Source organism: Streptomyces ruber, assembly GCF_014648075.1.
GTDB lineage: Bacteria > Actinomycetota > Actinomycetes > Streptomycetales > Streptomycetaceae > Streptomyces > Streptomyces ruber.
On the sequence record NZ_BMQK01000015.1, the window covers coordinates 25,998 to 41,433 of the forward strand.

The 15,436-nt window shown below is 75.4% G+C and carries 9 protein-coding genes and 1 tRNA gene; 4 read left to right on the plus strand and 6 right to left on the minus strand.

Annotated features, from left to right (window positions below):
* The first annotated feature begins 65 nt into the window (after positions 1-65).
* Positions 66-617 carry a DUF4232 domain-containing protein gene (locus IEZ04_RS26105; protein ID WP_189219410.1) on the plus strand — a complete coding sequence of 184 codons (552 nt, stop codon included), beginning with the start codon at positions 66-68 and terminating at the stop codon, positions 615-617.
* Between the two features lie 70 nt (positions 618-687).
* Here the strand turns inward: IEZ04_RS26105 and IEZ04_RS26110 are convergent, their stop codons facing one another.
* The gene (locus IEZ04_RS26110; RefSeq protein WP_189219411.1) at positions 688-1,950 is read right to left on the minus strand and encodes a DUF2786 domain-containing protein; all 1,263 of its coding nucleotides are present in this window, start codon (positions 1,948-1,950) and stop codon (positions 688-690) included.
* A gap of 91 nt (positions 1,951-2,041) precedes the next feature.
* On the opposite strand from IEZ04_RS26110, the gene IEZ04_RS26115 reads away from it, so the two are divergent.
* Both IEZ04_RS26115 and IEZ04_RS26120 read left to right on the plus strand, forming a co-directional pair.
* A complete protein-coding gene (locus IEZ04_RS26115) occupies positions 2,042-2,788 on the plus strand; it encodes a Clp protease N-terminal domain-containing protein (RefSeq protein ID WP_189219412.1) in 747 nt (248 codons plus the stop codon).
* A 93-nt stretch (positions 2,789-2,881) separates the two neighbouring features.
* Positions 2,882-4,600: a bifunctional 3'-5' exonuclease/DNA polymerase gene (locus IEZ04_RS26120; protein ID WP_189219413.1), complete on the plus strand. Its 1,719-nt coding sequence runs from the start codon at positions 2,882-2,884 to the stop codon at positions 4,598-4,600.
* A gap of 30 nt (positions 4,601-4,630) precedes the next feature.
* On the opposite strand, the gene IEZ04_RS26125 is transcribed toward IEZ04_RS26120, so the two are convergent.
* Entirely contained in the window at positions 4,631-7,795 is a 3,165-nt protein-coding gene (locus IEZ04_RS26125) for an AfsR/SARP family transcriptional regulator (protein WP_189219414.1), read from the minus strand.
* A gap of 453 nt (positions 7,796-8,248) precedes the next feature.
* On the opposite strand from IEZ04_RS26125, the gene IEZ04_RS26130 reads away from it, so the two are divergent.
* On the plus strand, positions 8,249-8,434 hold the full coding sequence (locus tag IEZ04_RS26130) for a hypothetical protein (RefSeq protein ID WP_189219415.1): 186 nt from the start codon (positions 8,249-8,251) through the stop codon (positions 8,432-8,434).
* 142 nt (positions 8,435-8,576) lie between these two features.
* Here the strand turns inward: IEZ04_RS26130 and IEZ04_RS26135 are convergent.
* From IEZ04_RS26135 to tmk, 4 genes are all read right to left on the minus strand, one after another.
* Positions 8,577-8,650, minus strand: a tRNA-Thr gene (locus tag IEZ04_RS26135).
* 123 nt (positions 8,651-8,773) lie between these two features.
* Entirely contained in the window at positions 8,774-10,483 is a 1,710-nt protein-coding gene (locus tag IEZ04_RS26140; protein ID WP_189219416.1) for an alpha/beta hydrolase, read from the minus strand.
* A 76-nt stretch (positions 10,484-10,559) separates the two neighbouring features.
* Positions 10,560-11,765: a DNA polymerase III subunit delta' gene (locus tag IEZ04_RS26145; RefSeq protein ID WP_189219417.1), complete on the minus strand. Its 1,206-nt coding sequence runs from the start codon at positions 11,763-11,765 to the stop codon at positions 10,560-10,562.
* A gap of 120 nt (positions 11,766-11,885) precedes the next feature.
* On the minus strand, positions 11,886-15,227 hold the full coding sequence (gene tmk / locus IEZ04_RS26150) for a dTMP kinase (protein WP_189219418.1): 3,342 nt from the start codon (positions 15,225-15,227) through the stop codon (positions 11,886-11,888).
* Positions 15,228-15,436 lie beyond the last annotated feature (209 nt).

Sequence of the window (15,436 nt, forward strand, 5' to 3'; positions counted from 1 at the left end):
CTGGTGTGCCGAGTGCTGACGCGTGATGATCCACGGAACACGTCTCACCTACTTCGGGGAATCCCATGCGCATCACGCCCACCACCGTCACCGCCACCCTCGTGGCCGCGCTCGCTCTGACCGCCTGCGGTGGCGGCGGGGACGACGGGGACACCGCACCCTCGGGCACCGCGGCCGACGGGGCGACGGGCGCGGCCGCGGCCTGCCGGGCCGACCGGCTGACGATCGACTTCGGCCCCAGCAACGCCGCGCCGGCCGCCGGGGACACGGGCAACATCCCCGTCACCCTGACCAACACCGGCGACACCTGCACGCTGCAGGGTGTACCCGCGACCGAGGTCCACAGCGGCGGCACCTCCTGGACGGTCGGCGGGCAGGAGGGCGCGGCGCAGCCCGAGCTGACCCTGGACGAGACCGCGACGGCGTCCTTCACGATCACGTACGTACGCGGCGCCGCGGGCGACCCGGAGCGGGCCGTCCGGCCGGAGCGGGTGGAGTTCCGGCTCCCCGGGGACGACGCGCTCCAGAGCCACGACTGGCCGGACGCCGAGGTCGCCCTGGTGTCCGCAGAGGAACTGGAGATGACGGTGAGTCCGTTCCTGCCGGCGGGTGACTGAGGGGACCTCGGCGCCTCCGGCGCCTCCGACGTCCGGGATCAGCGCACGGCCCGGCCACGCCGGCGGCCGGTCACCGCAGTCGGGGGCGGCCCGCGAGCCGGGCGCGGTCGGCCGCCTCGGTGCCCTGCCGCCAGCCCGCCTCGTCGCTGACCCCGCGCACGCGCGTGGTGACCGTCTCCGGGAACAGGCGCGTGACCTGCTCGTGCACGGCCAGGTCACGCGCCGCGAGAACCGGCAGCAGGTCCGGCGCGGGCGCCGCCCCCTGCGCCGCTCCCGCCTCCTCCTCGAACTCCCTTCTGGACGCCTCCGTCTGCGCCTCGGCGACCGCCGCCAGACGGTCGCCGATCCGGTGCGCGTACGCCGCGAGGAACGACTGCCGGAACGTTTTCGTACGCTTCCTCCCGCCGGCCCTCTGCGCCGCCTCCGCCTTCGTCATCGCGGCCGTGGCCTGCACCAGGAGCGAGGTGTGGAGGAGTTCGACCGCCTCCAGATCGGGTTCGAAGCCCACGACCGTGGAGAAGCCGAGGGCCTCGTTCCACACCGCCTGGCAGCGGTTCGCGCGGGCGACCGCGTCGAGCAGCACCGCCTTGGCCGTCTCGTACGGCGGGTCGACGCCGATGCGGCAGGCTCCCGGCGCGTCGGGGTCGTGGGCCCGGGCGGCGAGCAGCGCCTCGTCGATGCTGTGCCGCGCCATCAGCTCCTGGGCCTTCGCGCTGAGCGCCTCCGCCTCCTCGGGGAAGCCCGTGGCCTCGGCCTTGGCGAGGAGGGCGCGGATGCGGGACAGCATGCGGCCGCCCCCGCGCGTGTCCTCGCGCCCCTCCCCGCGCGCGTGCCCGCCCGGTCGCCGCGCGGACGGAGGCGCCTCGTCGAGCGGTTCGAGGGCGGGCAGGCGCAGGAGCAGCCGGTACAGCTCCAGCACGGCGGTGGCGTGCGCGAAGCGGTCGGTGCGCGGCGGCACGGACGTGTCGAGCACCGCCAGCTCCGCGAGCTGGGCTGCCCAGCGACGGCCGCGCCCGGCCCCGGCCTCCCCCTGCCCCTGCCCCTGCCCCTGCCCCTGCCCCTGCCCCTGCCCCTGCCCCTGCTCGTCGAGGATCAGCCGGGCGACGAGGCGCACGTGGAGGTCGTCGAGCTCGCGCCGCACGACGCGTACCACATCGGCGGGCTGCCACCCGCGCCGCCAGGCGGCGGCGACGAACTCCCGCCCCCGGCGGGCGGCTTCCGGGTCGGCGGACGGGTCGGCCGCGAGCAGCGAGGCGCCGGTGTCCAGGGCGGCGTCGGTGTCGGCGTACAGGGCGGCCCCGAAGGCGCGGTCCACCGTGCTGGTCGTACTCACGTGTCGATCGTGCCACGCCCACGGACGGACAGTCGGCGGCAGGCGTCAACCCAGGGTTGACGACCGAGGGGCGTCAACCTACGGTTGACACATGACGACGAACCCCTCGGTCACGACGACCGTCCGCCTCGACGACCTCATCGAGGCCATCAAGAAGGTTCACCCGCAGCCCCTCGACCAGCTCCAGGACGCGGTGATCGCGGCCGACCACCTCGGCGACGTGGCCGACCACCTGATCGGCCACTTCGTGGACCAGGCCCGCCGTTCGGGCGCGTCCTGGACCGAGATCGGCCGGAGCATGGGCGTCACCCGGCAGGCCGCCCAGAAGCGGTTCGTGCCGAAAGCCGAGGCCGACCTCGACCCCAGCCAGGGCTTCAGCCGCTACACGCCCCGGGCCCGCAACGTGATCGTGGCCGCGCACAACGAGGCCAAGGCCGCGGGCAACCTCGAAATGGTCCCCGCGCACCTCGTCCTGGGCCTGCTCGGTGAGCCCGAGGGCCTCGCGGCGAAGGCGATCGCCGCGCAGGACGTCACCCCGGACGCGGTACGCGCGGCCGCGACGGCCGCACTGCCGCCCGCGTCCGCCGAGGTGCCCGAACTCGTCCCGTACAACGCGGAGGCCAAGAAGGCCCTGGAGCTCACCTTCCGCGAGGCCCTCCGGCTCGGCCACAACTACATCGGCACCGAACACGTCCTGCTCGCCCTCCTCGAACTCGAGAACGGTGACGGCGTGCTCAGCGGGCTGGGCGTACGGAAGGACACGGCGGAGGAGAGCATCACGCGCGCGTTGCGGACGATCGTGGAGAAGGAGAAGGAGAAGGGCAACGAGAACGAGTAGGGGGCGAGGGGCCGGTCCGTCAGGAAGAAGGCGGTCAGGCGGCGAGCAGGCGGTCAGGCATCGTTGTCAGACCCTCCTGTCAGACTCGCCCCCATGACCGGCCGCTGGGTCCTCGCGGAGGCCGAGGGGGGCGTGGACGTCGCCCCCCTCGGCCCGGACGGGCTGCTCGCGGGACCCGTCCGGCACGAGCCGGACCCGGTCACCGCCGTGCGGAACCGTCCGCAGGTCACCCGCTGGGTGTGGCGGACGACGCCCGGGACGTACCCGCGCCTGCTCGCCGCGGGCGTGCGCGTCGAGCGGTGCTACGACGTGGAGGTCGCCGAGAACCTGCTGCTCAGCCACGAGGGGCGGCACGGCGAACCCCGCTCGGCCGCCGCCGCGCTCGCCCGGCTGCGGGGCACCCCGGTCCCGCCGGACCCGCCCCAGCGCTCCGCCGACCCGGGCGCCCAGCCCTCCCTCTTCGAGCCCCGCCCCCTCCACGTCCCCCTCGAAGACCTCGTCGAGGTGTACGCGGACCAGCAGCGGCGGCACTACGCCACCGACCGCCCCGACCGCATGCGGCTGCTCACCGCCGCCGAGTCGGCCGGCACCCTGATCGCCGCCGAGATGAACCACGCCGGCCTGCCCTGGAGCGCCGAGGTGCACCGCCGGGTCCTGCACGAGCTCCTCGGCGACCGGTACGCGGGCGGCGGCGAGCCCCGGCGCCTGGCCGAGCTGGCCGACGAGGTGTCGCGGGCGTTCGGCAGACGCGTGCGGCCCGATCTGCCCGCGGACGTGATCAAGGCGTTCGCCCAGGCGGGAACCAGGGTCCGGTCCACGCGCCGCTGGGAGATCGAATCGGTGGACCATCCCGCCGTGCGGCCCCTGCTGGAGTACAAGCGGCTCTACCGGATCTGGGTCGCCCACGGCTGGTCGTGGCTGCAGGACTGGGTGCGGGACGGCCGGTTCCGGCCCGAGTTCCTCGCGGGCGGCACGGTCACCGGACGCTGGGTCACCAACGGCGGGGGCGCGCTCCAGATCCCCAAGGTGATCCGCCGTGCCTGCGTCGCCGACCCCGGCTGGCGGCTCGTCGTGGCCGACGCCGACCAGATGGAACCGCGGGTGCTGGCGGCGGTCTCCCGCGATCCCGGTCTGATGGAGGTCGCGGGCCGTGCGACCGACCTGTACCAGGAGGTCTCCGACCGGGCGTTCGCCGGCGACCGCGAACAGGCCAAGCTCGCCGTGCTCGGCGCGGTGTACGGACAGACGTCGGGGGACGGCCTGAAGCACCTGGCCGCGCTCCGCCGCCGCTTCCCCCGAGCCGTCGCGTACGTCGACGACGCAGCCCGCGCGGGCGAGGAGGGCCGGCTCGTACGGACCTGGCTGGGCCGGACGAGTCCGCCGGCGGCCGGGTCCGAGGCCGCGGCGGAGGAGGCGGGCATCCCGCAGGACGAGGTTCCCGCGGTGCCCGGTCCCGGGAGCAACACCGGCACCGACGCCGACGCCGGTCAGGAGTGGACGCCCGGGTACGCCTCCACCGACTCCCGCGCGCGGGGCCGCTTCGCCCGCAACTTCGTCATCCAGGGCAGCGCCGCCGACTGGGCCCTGCTCCTCCTGGCCGCCCTCCGGCGCACCCTGGCCGGCATGGCTGCCGAACTGGTCTTCTTCCAGCACGACGAGGTGATCGTGCACTGCCCGGAGGAGGAGGCCGAGGCGGTGGTCGCGGCGATCCGGGACGCGTCCGACCTGGCGGGGGAGCTGACGTTCGGCCGGACGCCGGTACGGTTCCCGTTCACGACGGCGGTGGTGGAGTGCTATGCGGACGCCAAATGAGGGCCCGCCGGTCCGGCGGCCGCCACCGCCTCAGCGCCCCGCCAGCAGGTCCCGCAGCTTTCCCACCACCGACGAGTCCGTTCCGTCCAGCACCCGCAGCGCCGCCTCCCACTCGGCGTGCGCCTCCTCGGCGCGCCCCTCACCCGCCAGCAGCAGCCCCCACTGGTGCCGGGCGAGGCCGGCCATGTACTGGTCGGCCCGCCGCTCGGCGAGCTCCAGCAGCCGGGCGCACTCCTCGGACGCACGCCCGGTGCGGTCCAGCGCGCGCAGGGCGCGGACGAGCCCGAGCCGTGTCTGGGACTCCCCGCCCCAGTCCTCGTCGTCCCCGAGGATCGCGAGGCTCTGCTCGAAACTGCGGACCGCGTTGTCCGGCTCACCGAGCCGCAGCTGGGCGTACCCGATGTTGCAGTGCGCGGTGTGCCGTACGAGGACGCTGCCGGCGACCTCGCCGAGGGCCAGACTGCGCCGGTGGTGCTCGATGGCGGCCCGCGCGTCGGTGTGCTTGAGCAGATTGCCGAGGTGGCTGAAGGTCACGGCCTGGCCGTACGGATCGCCCAGCTGCCGCGACAGTTCCAGACTCTGCCGCAGCGTCTCCTCGCTCTCCTCGTACCGGCCGAGGCTCTGCAGCAGCAGTCCCCGGTTGTTGAGGCAGCGCCGGATGCACGAGACGGCGCCGAGCCCGCGCCACAGCGCCAGGCCCTCGTCGTTCAGGGCGAGGGCCTCCGTGAGCCGGCCCGACAGGAAGTGCAGCCCGGCACGGTCGGTGAGGGCGAACGCCTCGGCCGCGTCGTCACCCATCGCACGGGCCACGTCCAGCGCCAGCCGCCCCAGCACGTCCATCTCGGCGAGCCGGCCGCTGCGCTGCAGGTACGGGAAGAGCCGGCGGACCAGCGCGGGCACCAGCGCCGAGGGGGCGGCACCGGGGCCGGTCCCCGTACCGGCCGTGACAGGCCGCGCGCAGCGTCTCACCAGGGCGACGATGCTGGGCAGCTCCTGGTCGCCCCAGGCGAAGGCGGCCTCGGCCGAGGGGAACGGGCGGGTGTCGGTCGGAGGCGCCTCCCCGGCCGTCGGCCGCAACCGCTCCTCGCGCTCGTACCCGGGCGGCAGCAGCGCGATCAGACTCTGGCGCGCGCGGTCCGCGTACCAGTGCAGAGCCTCCCCGACGACGTCATCACCACCGCCGCCGTCACCGCTTCCGCCGCCGTCACCGTTTCCGCCGGCGTTCCCGCCGCCGTCGGCGGACAGCTCGCGCGCGAAGTCCCGTATCAGGTCGTGCGGGACGTACCGGCCGTACGTCGTCTCGTCCAGCAGCGCCACGTCGACGAGCCGGTCCAGGGCCGCCTCGGCACGCCGTTCGTCGGTGCCGAGAAGACGCGCGATCAACGGCGCGCCGTACGCGGGGAGGTCCAGCGCGCCGATACGGCGCAGGGCGAGCGCGGCGTCGCGGTCCCCCTCGCGGTGGGAGGCGCGCAGGGCGTCGTGGGCGACCGCGAGGGACCGGCGCACGCTCAGGTCGTCGTACTCCAGGTGGTGCAGTCGCCCGTCCGTGGCGGCGAGCTGCCCGGCGAGCGCGTCCGGGGTGAGCGCGCGGCGCGCGGCGAGACGGGCCGCGACGATGCGCAGCGCGAGCGGGAGACGGCCGGACAGCTCGACGAGCGGGTGGGCGCCGTCGAGTCCGTCACGGCCGGAGACCGTGCGCAGCAGTGCCGCGCTGTCCTCGTCGGTCAGCGGCGCGAGCGGGAAGCGCCGGGCACCGTCCAGCGCGGTGAGCGGGGAGCGGCTCGTCACGATCACCGCGCATCCGGGGCCCGCGGGCAGCAGGGGCCGTACCTGCGCGGCGTGCGCGGCGTCGTCGAGCACCATCAGCGTGCGGGTCGGCGCCAGTGTGGAGCGGAGCAACGCGGCCGCCGCGTCCTCGTGTTCCGGGATCAGACGCGGGTCGGTGCCGAGGTCGCGCAGCAGTGTGGTGAGGGCCTGGCCCGCGCCGACGGGGGTCATACCCGGCGTGGCACCGTGCAGGTTGACGTAGAGCTGCCCGTCGGGGAAGCGTGCCGCCAGCTCGTGGGCCACGTGCAGGGCGAGGGCACTCTTCCCGACGCCGGCCATGCCGCTGACGACGGCGACCGCCGGGGAACGGCCGGCCGGGGATGCACCAATATCCAGGGCGTCCCGCAGGGCGGCGAGCGTTTCGCTCCGGCCGGTGAAGTGGGCGGGGGCGGCGGGAAGCTGCGCGGGACGCGGCCTGTCGCCCGTTGCACGGCCGTCACCGGTGACCGCCGCGGCGTCGGCCCCGGCGGCAGGGCCGCCACCGGTGCCGGCGCCGACGACAGTGCCGTTCACGGCGGTGTCGGAACCCGCGGACCCTCGGATGACCGTCCCCGTCCACTCGTCCTGGAGGATCTCGAGATGGGCGTCGCGCACCGCGGGCCCCGGCTCCACGCCGAGTTCGTCGAGGAGACGGGCGCGCAGATCGCGGTGCACGGCGAGCGCCTCGGCCTGGCGCCCGGTGCGGTGCAGCACCAGCATGAGCAGCCGGTGGAACGCCTCCCGCAGCGGGTGTTCGGCCACGAGGGCGGCCAGCTCGGGCGCCAGGGTGGCCAGCCGGTCGGGCCCGGCCCCCTCATCGGCACCCGTACGCGTCCCGGCGCCGGAGTGGTGCGTGGCGTTCCCGGCGAGCCCCAGCTCCGCCTCGTACCGCAACTCCAGGGCCAGCAGCCGCGCCTCCTCCAGCCGTTGCCGGAAGGCCTGCCCGCCGAAGTCCTCGGGCAGTCCGCCGAGCGGAACCCCGCGCCACAGCGCGAGCGCCTGCGCGGTCTCGTGCACGGTGCCCGCCCAGTCCCGGTCCGCGTGCGCGGAGCGCGCGGCCGCCACGCGCCTCTCGAAGACCCGGACGTCCAGCTCTCCCTCGCCGACCCGCAGCAGGTACCCGGGCGGTACGGCCCGCAGCCGGTCCGGATCGTCCAGCAGCCGCCGCAGCCTGGTCACATGGTTGTGCAGTGAGGCCTGCGCGGACGGCGGGGGCGCACCGCCCCACAGCGCGTCCTTCAGCGACCCCACCGAGACGGCCCGCCCGGGCTCCAGCAGCAGCGCGGCGAACAGGGCGCACATCTTGCCGCTGCCGACCGGCCGTACGCCGCCGTCGGCGTCGTACAGCACCGGCGGACCCAGCAGTCCGAACCGCAGCCCGTACCGCATAGCACCGCCCGTTGTCCCTCCGCCGGCCTCCGGGCCGTGCCCCACGACGACTTCGCGCCCGTTGGCCACATGTTAGCGATCCGTTGGTGCCGTCTGATGGGATCACCTCATCGGATCTGGCCCGACGGTGCGCGCGCGAGACGCGTTGTCCGGGGGAGTGTCGCCGCCGCGGCCGGGTCCGGGGCCCGCGGGGTCCCGTTCGGCAGAGGTGACCGACCGGAACCCTGTACGTCGGCGGGGGTGGGGGCTCACGCGTCGACGAGGGGGGAAAGGGGGCGGGGCCTCGCGCGGATGCGCGAGGCCCCTCATGGCCCCCCGACCCGGCTCCGCCGGCGCGGCATGACGGGAGCCGTTCCTGGCTGATCATGTACATCGCCGTACTGGTCCTGAGCGGAGTGCTGTTCAGCACCGTGGCCGGCCGGCCCGGCACTGCGGCCACCGGCGCTCGACATCGTGGAACAACGGCGCCGGATGCTGGACCAGCAGCAGGGTTTCCGCCTGCTGCGCGTCTTCCTGACCAGCGTGTGGTGCACTGCCGGAACCGCCCACGCCGTGGACGGCTCGTACGGCCTCGCCGTCCTGATGCTGGGCTGCGCGCTGGCCCTACTCCCTGATCCCGCTCTCCCCGGGCGGCAGTAGCGCCGGCTCGGCACCGTGGAGCAGGCGCTCGGGCGCCGGTCCGAGTCGTCGCCGGCGTGACGTCCCTCCGCGCATACGCACCGCGCGCCCGACAACAACCGAAAGGCCAGGTCACGCACTGCGTGACCTGGCCTTTTCCGAAAGCCGCCTTCGGGATTCGAACCCGAGACCTACGCATTACGAGTGCGTTGCTCTGGCCATCTGAGCTAAGGCGGCGCGCTGTCCGCACTATGGTGCGATCAGCAACATCGGTAAGTCTACACAGTTTCCCGAGCGCTCCCTACCAACCACCGATCAACCACCGGCCGACCGCCGGGACGCCCACGGTCCGGTCCCGGTTCACTGCTGCGAGCAGCGTTTCCCCTCGGCCGGGGGCGTGCCCCGCAGGAGGTAGGCGTTGATCGCCGAGTCGACGCAGTCGTTGCCGCGGCCGTACGCCGTGTGACCGTCCCCCTCGTACGTGAGCAGCCGGCCGGAGGACAGCTGGGAGGCCAGCGACCTGGCCCAGCCGTACGGGGTCGCCGGGTCGCGGGTGGTGCCGACCACGACGATCGGGGCCGCGCCCTCCGCCTCGATGCGGTGCGGTGCGCCCGTGGCCCGCACGGGCCAGTACGCGCAGTTCAGGGTGGCCCAGGCGAGGCCCCTGCCGAAGGTCGGGGAGACTTTCTCGAAGGCGGGCAGCGCCTTCTCGACCTGCGCGGGGCCCGAGAAGGGTGCCGGGAGGTCGAGGCAGTTCACGGCCGCGTTGGCGGACATCAGATTCGAGTACCGGCCGTCCGGGTCGCGCTCGTAGTAGCCGTCCGAGAGGGCGAGGAGGCCCGCGCCGTCCCCGTCGTCCATGGCCTCCGTCAGGGCCTGCCGCAGATCGGGCCACGTGCCCTCGTCGTACATCGCCGCGATCACGCCCATGGTGGCCAGGGACTCGCCCAGCTCGCGGCCGTCCGGGTCCCCGGTCGTCAGGGGCCGCTCGTCGAGCCGCCGGAGGAAGGCCCGGAGGGCGCCGCCGGCCCGGGCGGCGCCGGTGCCCCGCTCGCCGAGGGGGCAGTCGGTCCGCCGCACGCAGTCCTCGGCGAACGACCGGAACGCCGTCTCGAAACCGGCCGCCTGGTCCTCGTTCAGCCGCAGGGCGGTCAGGCTCGGGTCCATCGCGCCGTCCAGGACCAGCCGCCCGACGCGCCCCGGGAACAGCCCGGCGTACGTCGCGCCCAGGAACGTCCCGTACGACGCCCCCACGTACGTCAGCTTCTCGTCGCCCAGCGCCGCGCGCAGCACGTCCATGTCCCGGGCCGCCTCGACCGTGGAGACATGGCCCAGCAGCCGTGACGAACGCGTCGCGCAGCCGTCCGCGAACCGGCGCAGCGAGGCGACCAGCTCACCCGTCTCCCGCTCGTCGTCGGGGGTGGGGTCGGTCTGCGTGTACGCGTCCATGCCGGGGCCGGTGAGGCATTCGACCGGTTCGCTGCCCGCGACGCCGCGTGGGTCGACGGCCACCATGTCGTAGCGTGCGCGGACCGCCTGCGGATAGCCGAGGGCGGCGTACGACTCCAGGTACTCGACCGCCGAGCCGCCCGGACCACCCGGGTTGACCAGCAGCGAGCCGAGCCGTCCGCCGGGGCCGGTCGCCTTCCTGCGGGCCACCGCCAGCCGGACGTCGCCCGCCTCGGGCTTCGCGTAGTCGAGGGGGGCCCGGATCGTGGCGCACTGGAAACCCGGTCCCACGCAGTCGCGCCAGGCCGGCTTCTGCCGGTAGTACGTGGTCAGCGCCGCCGGGACCGTGCGTGGCAGCGGCTGCAGCGCGGCGGCATGCTTCGCCGAGGGCGCCGGGGCCGCGTCCGGACCCTCGTGCGTGCAGGCGGGCACGAGCAGCGCGAGCGCCGCGGCCAGGATCGTGCCCGTACCGCCGCGCCGACGGCCGCTCCTGCGGATGCGCCGGCCGCCGCCGGCCGCCGCCTGGTCGGGGCCGGCCGGGCCACCGGCACCGGAGCCGGAGGTCCGGTCGTCACCGGACGTGTGGCCGGGTGCCGGCCGGGAGGTGCGCCAGTTGTGCATTGCGCGAGCGTAACGCTGGGCGACCGGATGGTCACCATCGGCGAGGGGTGAGCGGGAGCTCGTACGAGTGACGAGGTCACCCGGCCCGCAGCGCCATGGTCATCGCCTCCACGGCCAGCAGGGGGGCGACATTGCGGTCCAGGGCGGCTCGGCAGGCGGCGATCGCGTCGATGCGGCGCAGCGTCGACTCCGGCGTCGTGCCGCGCGCGAGGCGCTCCAGCGTGTCCTGGACCTCGGTGTTCGCCAGGGCGACGTGCGAGCCGAGCTGAAGGGCGAGGACGTCGCGGTAGAAGCCGGTGAGGTCGGTGAGGGCCAGGTCGAGGCTGTCCCGCTGGGCGCGCGTCCGCCGACGCTTCTGCTTGTCCTCCAGCTCCTTCATGACGCCCGCGGTACCGCGCGGCATCCGTCCGCCCTGGGCGGCGCCCAGCGCCGCCTTCAGCTCCTCGGTCTCCTTGGTGTCGATCTCCTCGGCGAGCTGCTTGGACTCCTCCGTGGCGGCGTCGACCAGCTCCTGGGCCGCCTTGAGGCAGCCGCCGACGTCCTCGACGCGCAGCGGCAGCCTGAGCACGGCGGCCCGGCGCTCACGCGCGCGGGGGTCGGTGGCCAGCCGTCGGGCCTGGTCGATGTGCCCCTGGGTGGCACGGGCCGCCGCCAGGGCCGCGTCCGGCTCGATGCCCTCGCGGCGGACCAGCATGTCGGCGACGGCCTCGACCGAGGGGGTCAGCAGGCTGACATGGCGGCAGCGCGAGCGGATCGTCGGCAGGACGTCGTCCAGGGACGGCGCGCACAGCAGCCAGACCGTGCGGGGGGCGGGTTCCTCCACGGCCTTCAGCACGGCGTTGGCCGACTTCTCGTTCAGCCGCTCGGCGTCCTGGACGAGGATGACCTGCCAACGGCCGTTCGCCGGCGAGGTGAAGGACTTGCGGACGGTGTCCCGCATGGCGTCCACGAGGATCTGGGAACCCACGGCGGCGACCGTGGTGACGTCCGCGTGCGTGCCCACCAGCGTCGTGTGGCAGCCGTCGCAGAAGCCGCAGCCGGGAGCGCCGCCGAGCGCACGGTCCGGGCTCACGCACTGGAGAGCCGCCGCGAAGGCCCGGGCGGCCGTGAGGTGCCCCGCCCCGGGCGGCCCCGTGAACAGCCACGCGTGGGTCATCTTCGACACCTCGGGCGGCGGCGCGCCGGCCGCGGCCGCGGTGACGATCGCGTCGGCGTCCCGGGCGGCCGCGTCGAGCTGCGCGCTCAGCCTCTCCTGACCCACCAGGTCGTCCCACACGGGCATGCGGTACCGCCCTTCCGTCACACTGTGCCCTGCCGTGACCCATTGTGCGGGAGCCCACTGACAACCGGGCACGGCCTGCGCGCCGGCCGCCCGCGGCGGTGCCGCCGGGGGCCGGGCGGGTCAGCGGCGCCTGCCGTCCCGCCCCCGGCCGCGGTCCCCGCCGCGCCCGTCGTCCCACCGGCCGTCGCCGTGGTCCTCGTGGGGTCCCAGCAGCTCGTCCGCCAGGGTCGGCAGGTCGTCCAGCGGGGTCTCCTCGGCCCAGTCGGACCGGGGGCGGCGGCGCGGGGTGCCGTCGGCATCCATCTGGGGCAGCTCGCGCGTGCGCTCCTCCGGCCGCTCGGCGGGCTGCCGCTCGAAGGTCCGTGGCTCGTCGTCCCGGAAGTACCCGGCCGGCACCCGGTCCACGGGCTCACCGGGGCCGTCGCCCGGGAGGGTGCCGCCCGCCAGGCCGTCCCGCACGGGAGGCAGCACGGCCGTCTCGTCGGCCGCCCCCGGATGCACCGGCAGCTGCGGGAGCTCGGCGGTCGTCTCCGCGTCCGGCGCGCCGTGGCGCACCGGCGGCAGCACGGCCGTCTCGTCCGCGGGTCCGTTCGGCGTGTTCACCGGCGTCACCACCGGCGTGGCCACGGTCGCCGTGCTGTCCGGTGCGGGAACCGGCTCCTCCTCGGTGACCCCCGCGCCGCTCGCCCCGACGGACCTGCCCGGCCCGCCCGGCCCCGAAGCCGCGCGGGCCGCGTCCTCGGCGGCGTCCCGCTTCTCGAGGGAGATCCTCGGGGCCCCGGACCTTCCCGCCCGGCCGGCCGACGCGCCGCCACCGAGCGTCCCCGTCCCGCCCGAAGCGGCGGCCGACGCCGCGGCGGCAGCCGCCGCCTCCGCCGCTCTCCGCGCCTCCTCGGCGCGGAGCAGCGCCTCCTCGGCCTTCCGCTGCTTCTCCAGGCGCCGTGCCTCGGCCTCGGCGCGCAGCCGTTCCTCCTCGGCGGCCTGCCGGCGGCGGCGCTCCTCCTCGGCCTTGCGCCGCGCCTCCTCCTCGGCCCGGGCCCTCTCCTCGGCGAGCAGCCGTGCCCGCTCCTCCTCGGCCTTGCGGCGCGCCTCCTCGGCCCGCTGCCGGGCCTCCTCCGCCTGCCGCTCGGCCTCGCGCCGCTGGGCCTCCTCCAGCTCGCGCCGCTTGCGCTCCTCCTCCTCGGCGCGGAGCCGCGCGAGCTGTTCCTGCCGCTCGCGCTCCAGCCGCTCCTCCTCCGCCTTGCGGGCGGCCTCCTCCTCGGCCCTGCGGCGCGCCTCCTCCTCGGCCCTGCGCCGGGCCTCCTCCTGCGCCTTCACCTCGGCCTCGGAGAGCGGCAGCATCATGTCGAGCCGGTGCCGGACGACGGTGGTGACCGCCTCGGGCTCCTGGCCCGCGTCCACGACCAGGTAACGCCCGGGGTCGGCCGCGGCCAGCGTGAGGAAACCGGACCGCACGCGCGCGTGGAACTCGGCCGGCTCCGACTCCAGCCGGTCCGGCGCCTCCGTGAACCGCTCGCGCGCGGTCTCCGGCTCCACGTCCAGCAGTACGGTCAGATGCGGCACCAGTCCGTCGGTCGCCCACCGCGAGATGCGGGCGATCTCGGTCGGCGACAGGTCGCGGCCCGCGCCCTGGTACGCCACGGACGAGTCGATGTACCGGTCCGAGATCACGACGGCGCCGCGCTCCAGGGCGGGCCGGACGACCGTGTCGACGTGCTCGGCGCGGTCGGCCGCGTACAGCAGCGCCTCCGCGCGGTGCGACAGCCCGGCCGAGGAGACGTCCAGGAGGATCGAGCGCAGCCGCTTGCCCACGGGCGTGGCCCCGGGCTCGCGCGTCAGCACGACCTCGTGCCCCTTGCCCCGGATCCACTCGGCGAGCGCCTCGGCCTGGGTGGACTTGCCGGCGCCGTCACCGCCCTCGAGCGCGATGAAGAAGCCGGACGTCGCGGGCGCGTCCGCCGGTTCGTCCCCGCCGCGCAGCGCGTCCCGCAGGTCGTGCCGGAGCGGTACGCCGGACCGGTCGTCCACCTTGGCGAGCACCAGCGCGGCCACCGGCAGCAGCAGCGCGCCCACGAGCATCAGCGTGAACGCGGCGCCACCGTGGTCGAACACGAACCGGCCGTTCTCCAGCCGGTGCGGCCCGATCAGCGCCGCCAGCAGGGGGGCGATCAGGATGCCGAGCGCCACGGAGACCCGTACCGCCGCGTGCAGGTGCCCGGTCGTCCGCGCCCGGCGGGCGTCCTCGGTCTCCTGGTCGAGGAGCGTGTGCCCGGTGTTCGCGGCGATGCCCGCGCCCGCTCCGGCGAACCCGAAGGCCAGCACGACGCTGGTGACGTCCGGCACGAGCCCGGCGGCCAGCAGCGCCACGCCCGTGAAGGCGACGGCGAGCGCGAGCAGCCGGCGCCGCGAGAGGGACGGCAGCACCGAGGGCGCCGTGCGGATACCGGCGACCACGCCTCCCGTCAGGGCGACGACCAGCAGCCCGTACAGCACCGGTCCGCCGCCCAGGTCCCGCGCGTGCAGCACGGCGACCGCGACGGACGCGGCGACCGCGGCGGCGACGGCCGTGCAGGCGAGCACCAGGATCGGGATCGCGCCGGTACGGCCCTTGCTCCCGCCGGCGGCCGCGCGGGGACGGCGCAGCCCCTCCAACGGCGACCGCGCGCGCGGGGTGCGCGTTTCGGGCAGTTCGAGGGAGACGACGACCGACAGCGAGGCGGCGAACAGTCCCGCGGCGACGTACGACGCGAGCGCCGCCTGGTGCCGGCCGAACCACTCGATGCCGACGCCCAGCAGGTTGTTGAGCAGCGACACCACGACGAGGGCCGCGCCCGCGAGGGGCACCGCCACGAAGCCCGTGCGCAGGGACAGGCGCCGCAGCGCGTCCATGTGGTCCGGCAGCGGGCGTACGGTCGCGCCCTCGGGCGGCGGCGCGGGCAGCAGGGCGGGCGCCGCGCTCTCCCTGCACACCGTCCAGAAGCGCTCGGCGACACCGGCCACGAAGGCGGTCACCAGGAGGATCGCGAGCGCGTTGCCCGGCGTCCAGTCGATCCACAGCGGCGCCACGATCAGCAGCGCGGCCCGCAGGCCGTCCGTGGCGACCATGGTCCAGCGCCGGTCGAGCGGCCCCTCCGGGGAGGTGAGCGACGTGAGCGGACCGAGGAGCACGGCCCCGAAGAGCAGCGTCGCCAGCACCCGCACGCCGAAGACGGCCGCGACCGTGAAGGCGACGCCCCGGTATCCGCCACCGAAGGAGCCCTCGGCGATGGCCGCCTGGAAGGCGAGGAGCACGAGGACGAGCAGCGCGAGGACGTCGCCCGCACTGTGCACGAGTTGCGCGCTCCACAGCCGCCTGAGCTGCGGCCGGCGCAGCAGGGCATGGACGGCGCGCTCACGGGAGTCCGCGACAAGCGCGTCGTCGGAGGCCGGGTGGGGGGCCGTGGGCTGCTCGGCTCGCGTCATGCGTTCAGCCTATCCGGAGCCGCTGACACCCCGAGGAGACAGCCCGTACGCGCGCACGCCCCCACACAAGTACGGATCTTCACACCTGGTGACGCCGCCGCACCCGGCGCATGAATCTCCCGTGGAGCGATCGTGAAGAATCCCGCGGGGGCTGCCCGCACGGTGAGAGCGCCCGGGGAGGAACGGCGCCGTCAGCGCCGTCCCTTCCC

Bases quoted from the DNA above. Each gene is read 5' to 3' on its own strand.
- IEZ04_RS26105 (WP_189219410.1), top strand. From the start codon at position 66: ATGCGCATCACGCCCACCACCGTCACCGCCACCCTCGTGGCCGCGCTC.
- IEZ04_RS26115 (WP_189219412.1), top strand. From the start codon at position 2,042: ATGACGACGAACCCCTCGGTCACGACGACCGTCCGCCTCGACGACCTC.
- IEZ04_RS26120 (WP_189219413.1), top strand. From the start codon at position 2,882: ATGACCGGCCGCTGGGTCCTCGCGGAGGCCGAGGGGGGCGTGGACGTC.
- IEZ04_RS26125 (WP_189219414.1), bottom strand. From the start codon at position 7,795: ATGCGGTACGGGCTGCGGTTCGGACTGCTGGGTCCGCCGGTGCTGTAC.
- IEZ04_RS26140 (WP_189219416.1), bottom strand. From the start codon at position 10,483: ATGCACAACTGGCGCACCTCCCGGCCGGCACCCGGCCACACGTCCGGT.
- IEZ04_RS26145 (WP_189219417.1), bottom strand. From the start codon at position 11,765: ATGCCCGTGTGGGACGACCTGGTGGGTCAGGAGAGGCTGAGCGCGCAG.
- tmk (WP_189219418.1), bottom strand. From the start codon at position 15,227: ATGACGCGAGCCGAGCAGCCCACGGCCCCCCACCCGGCCTCCGACGAC.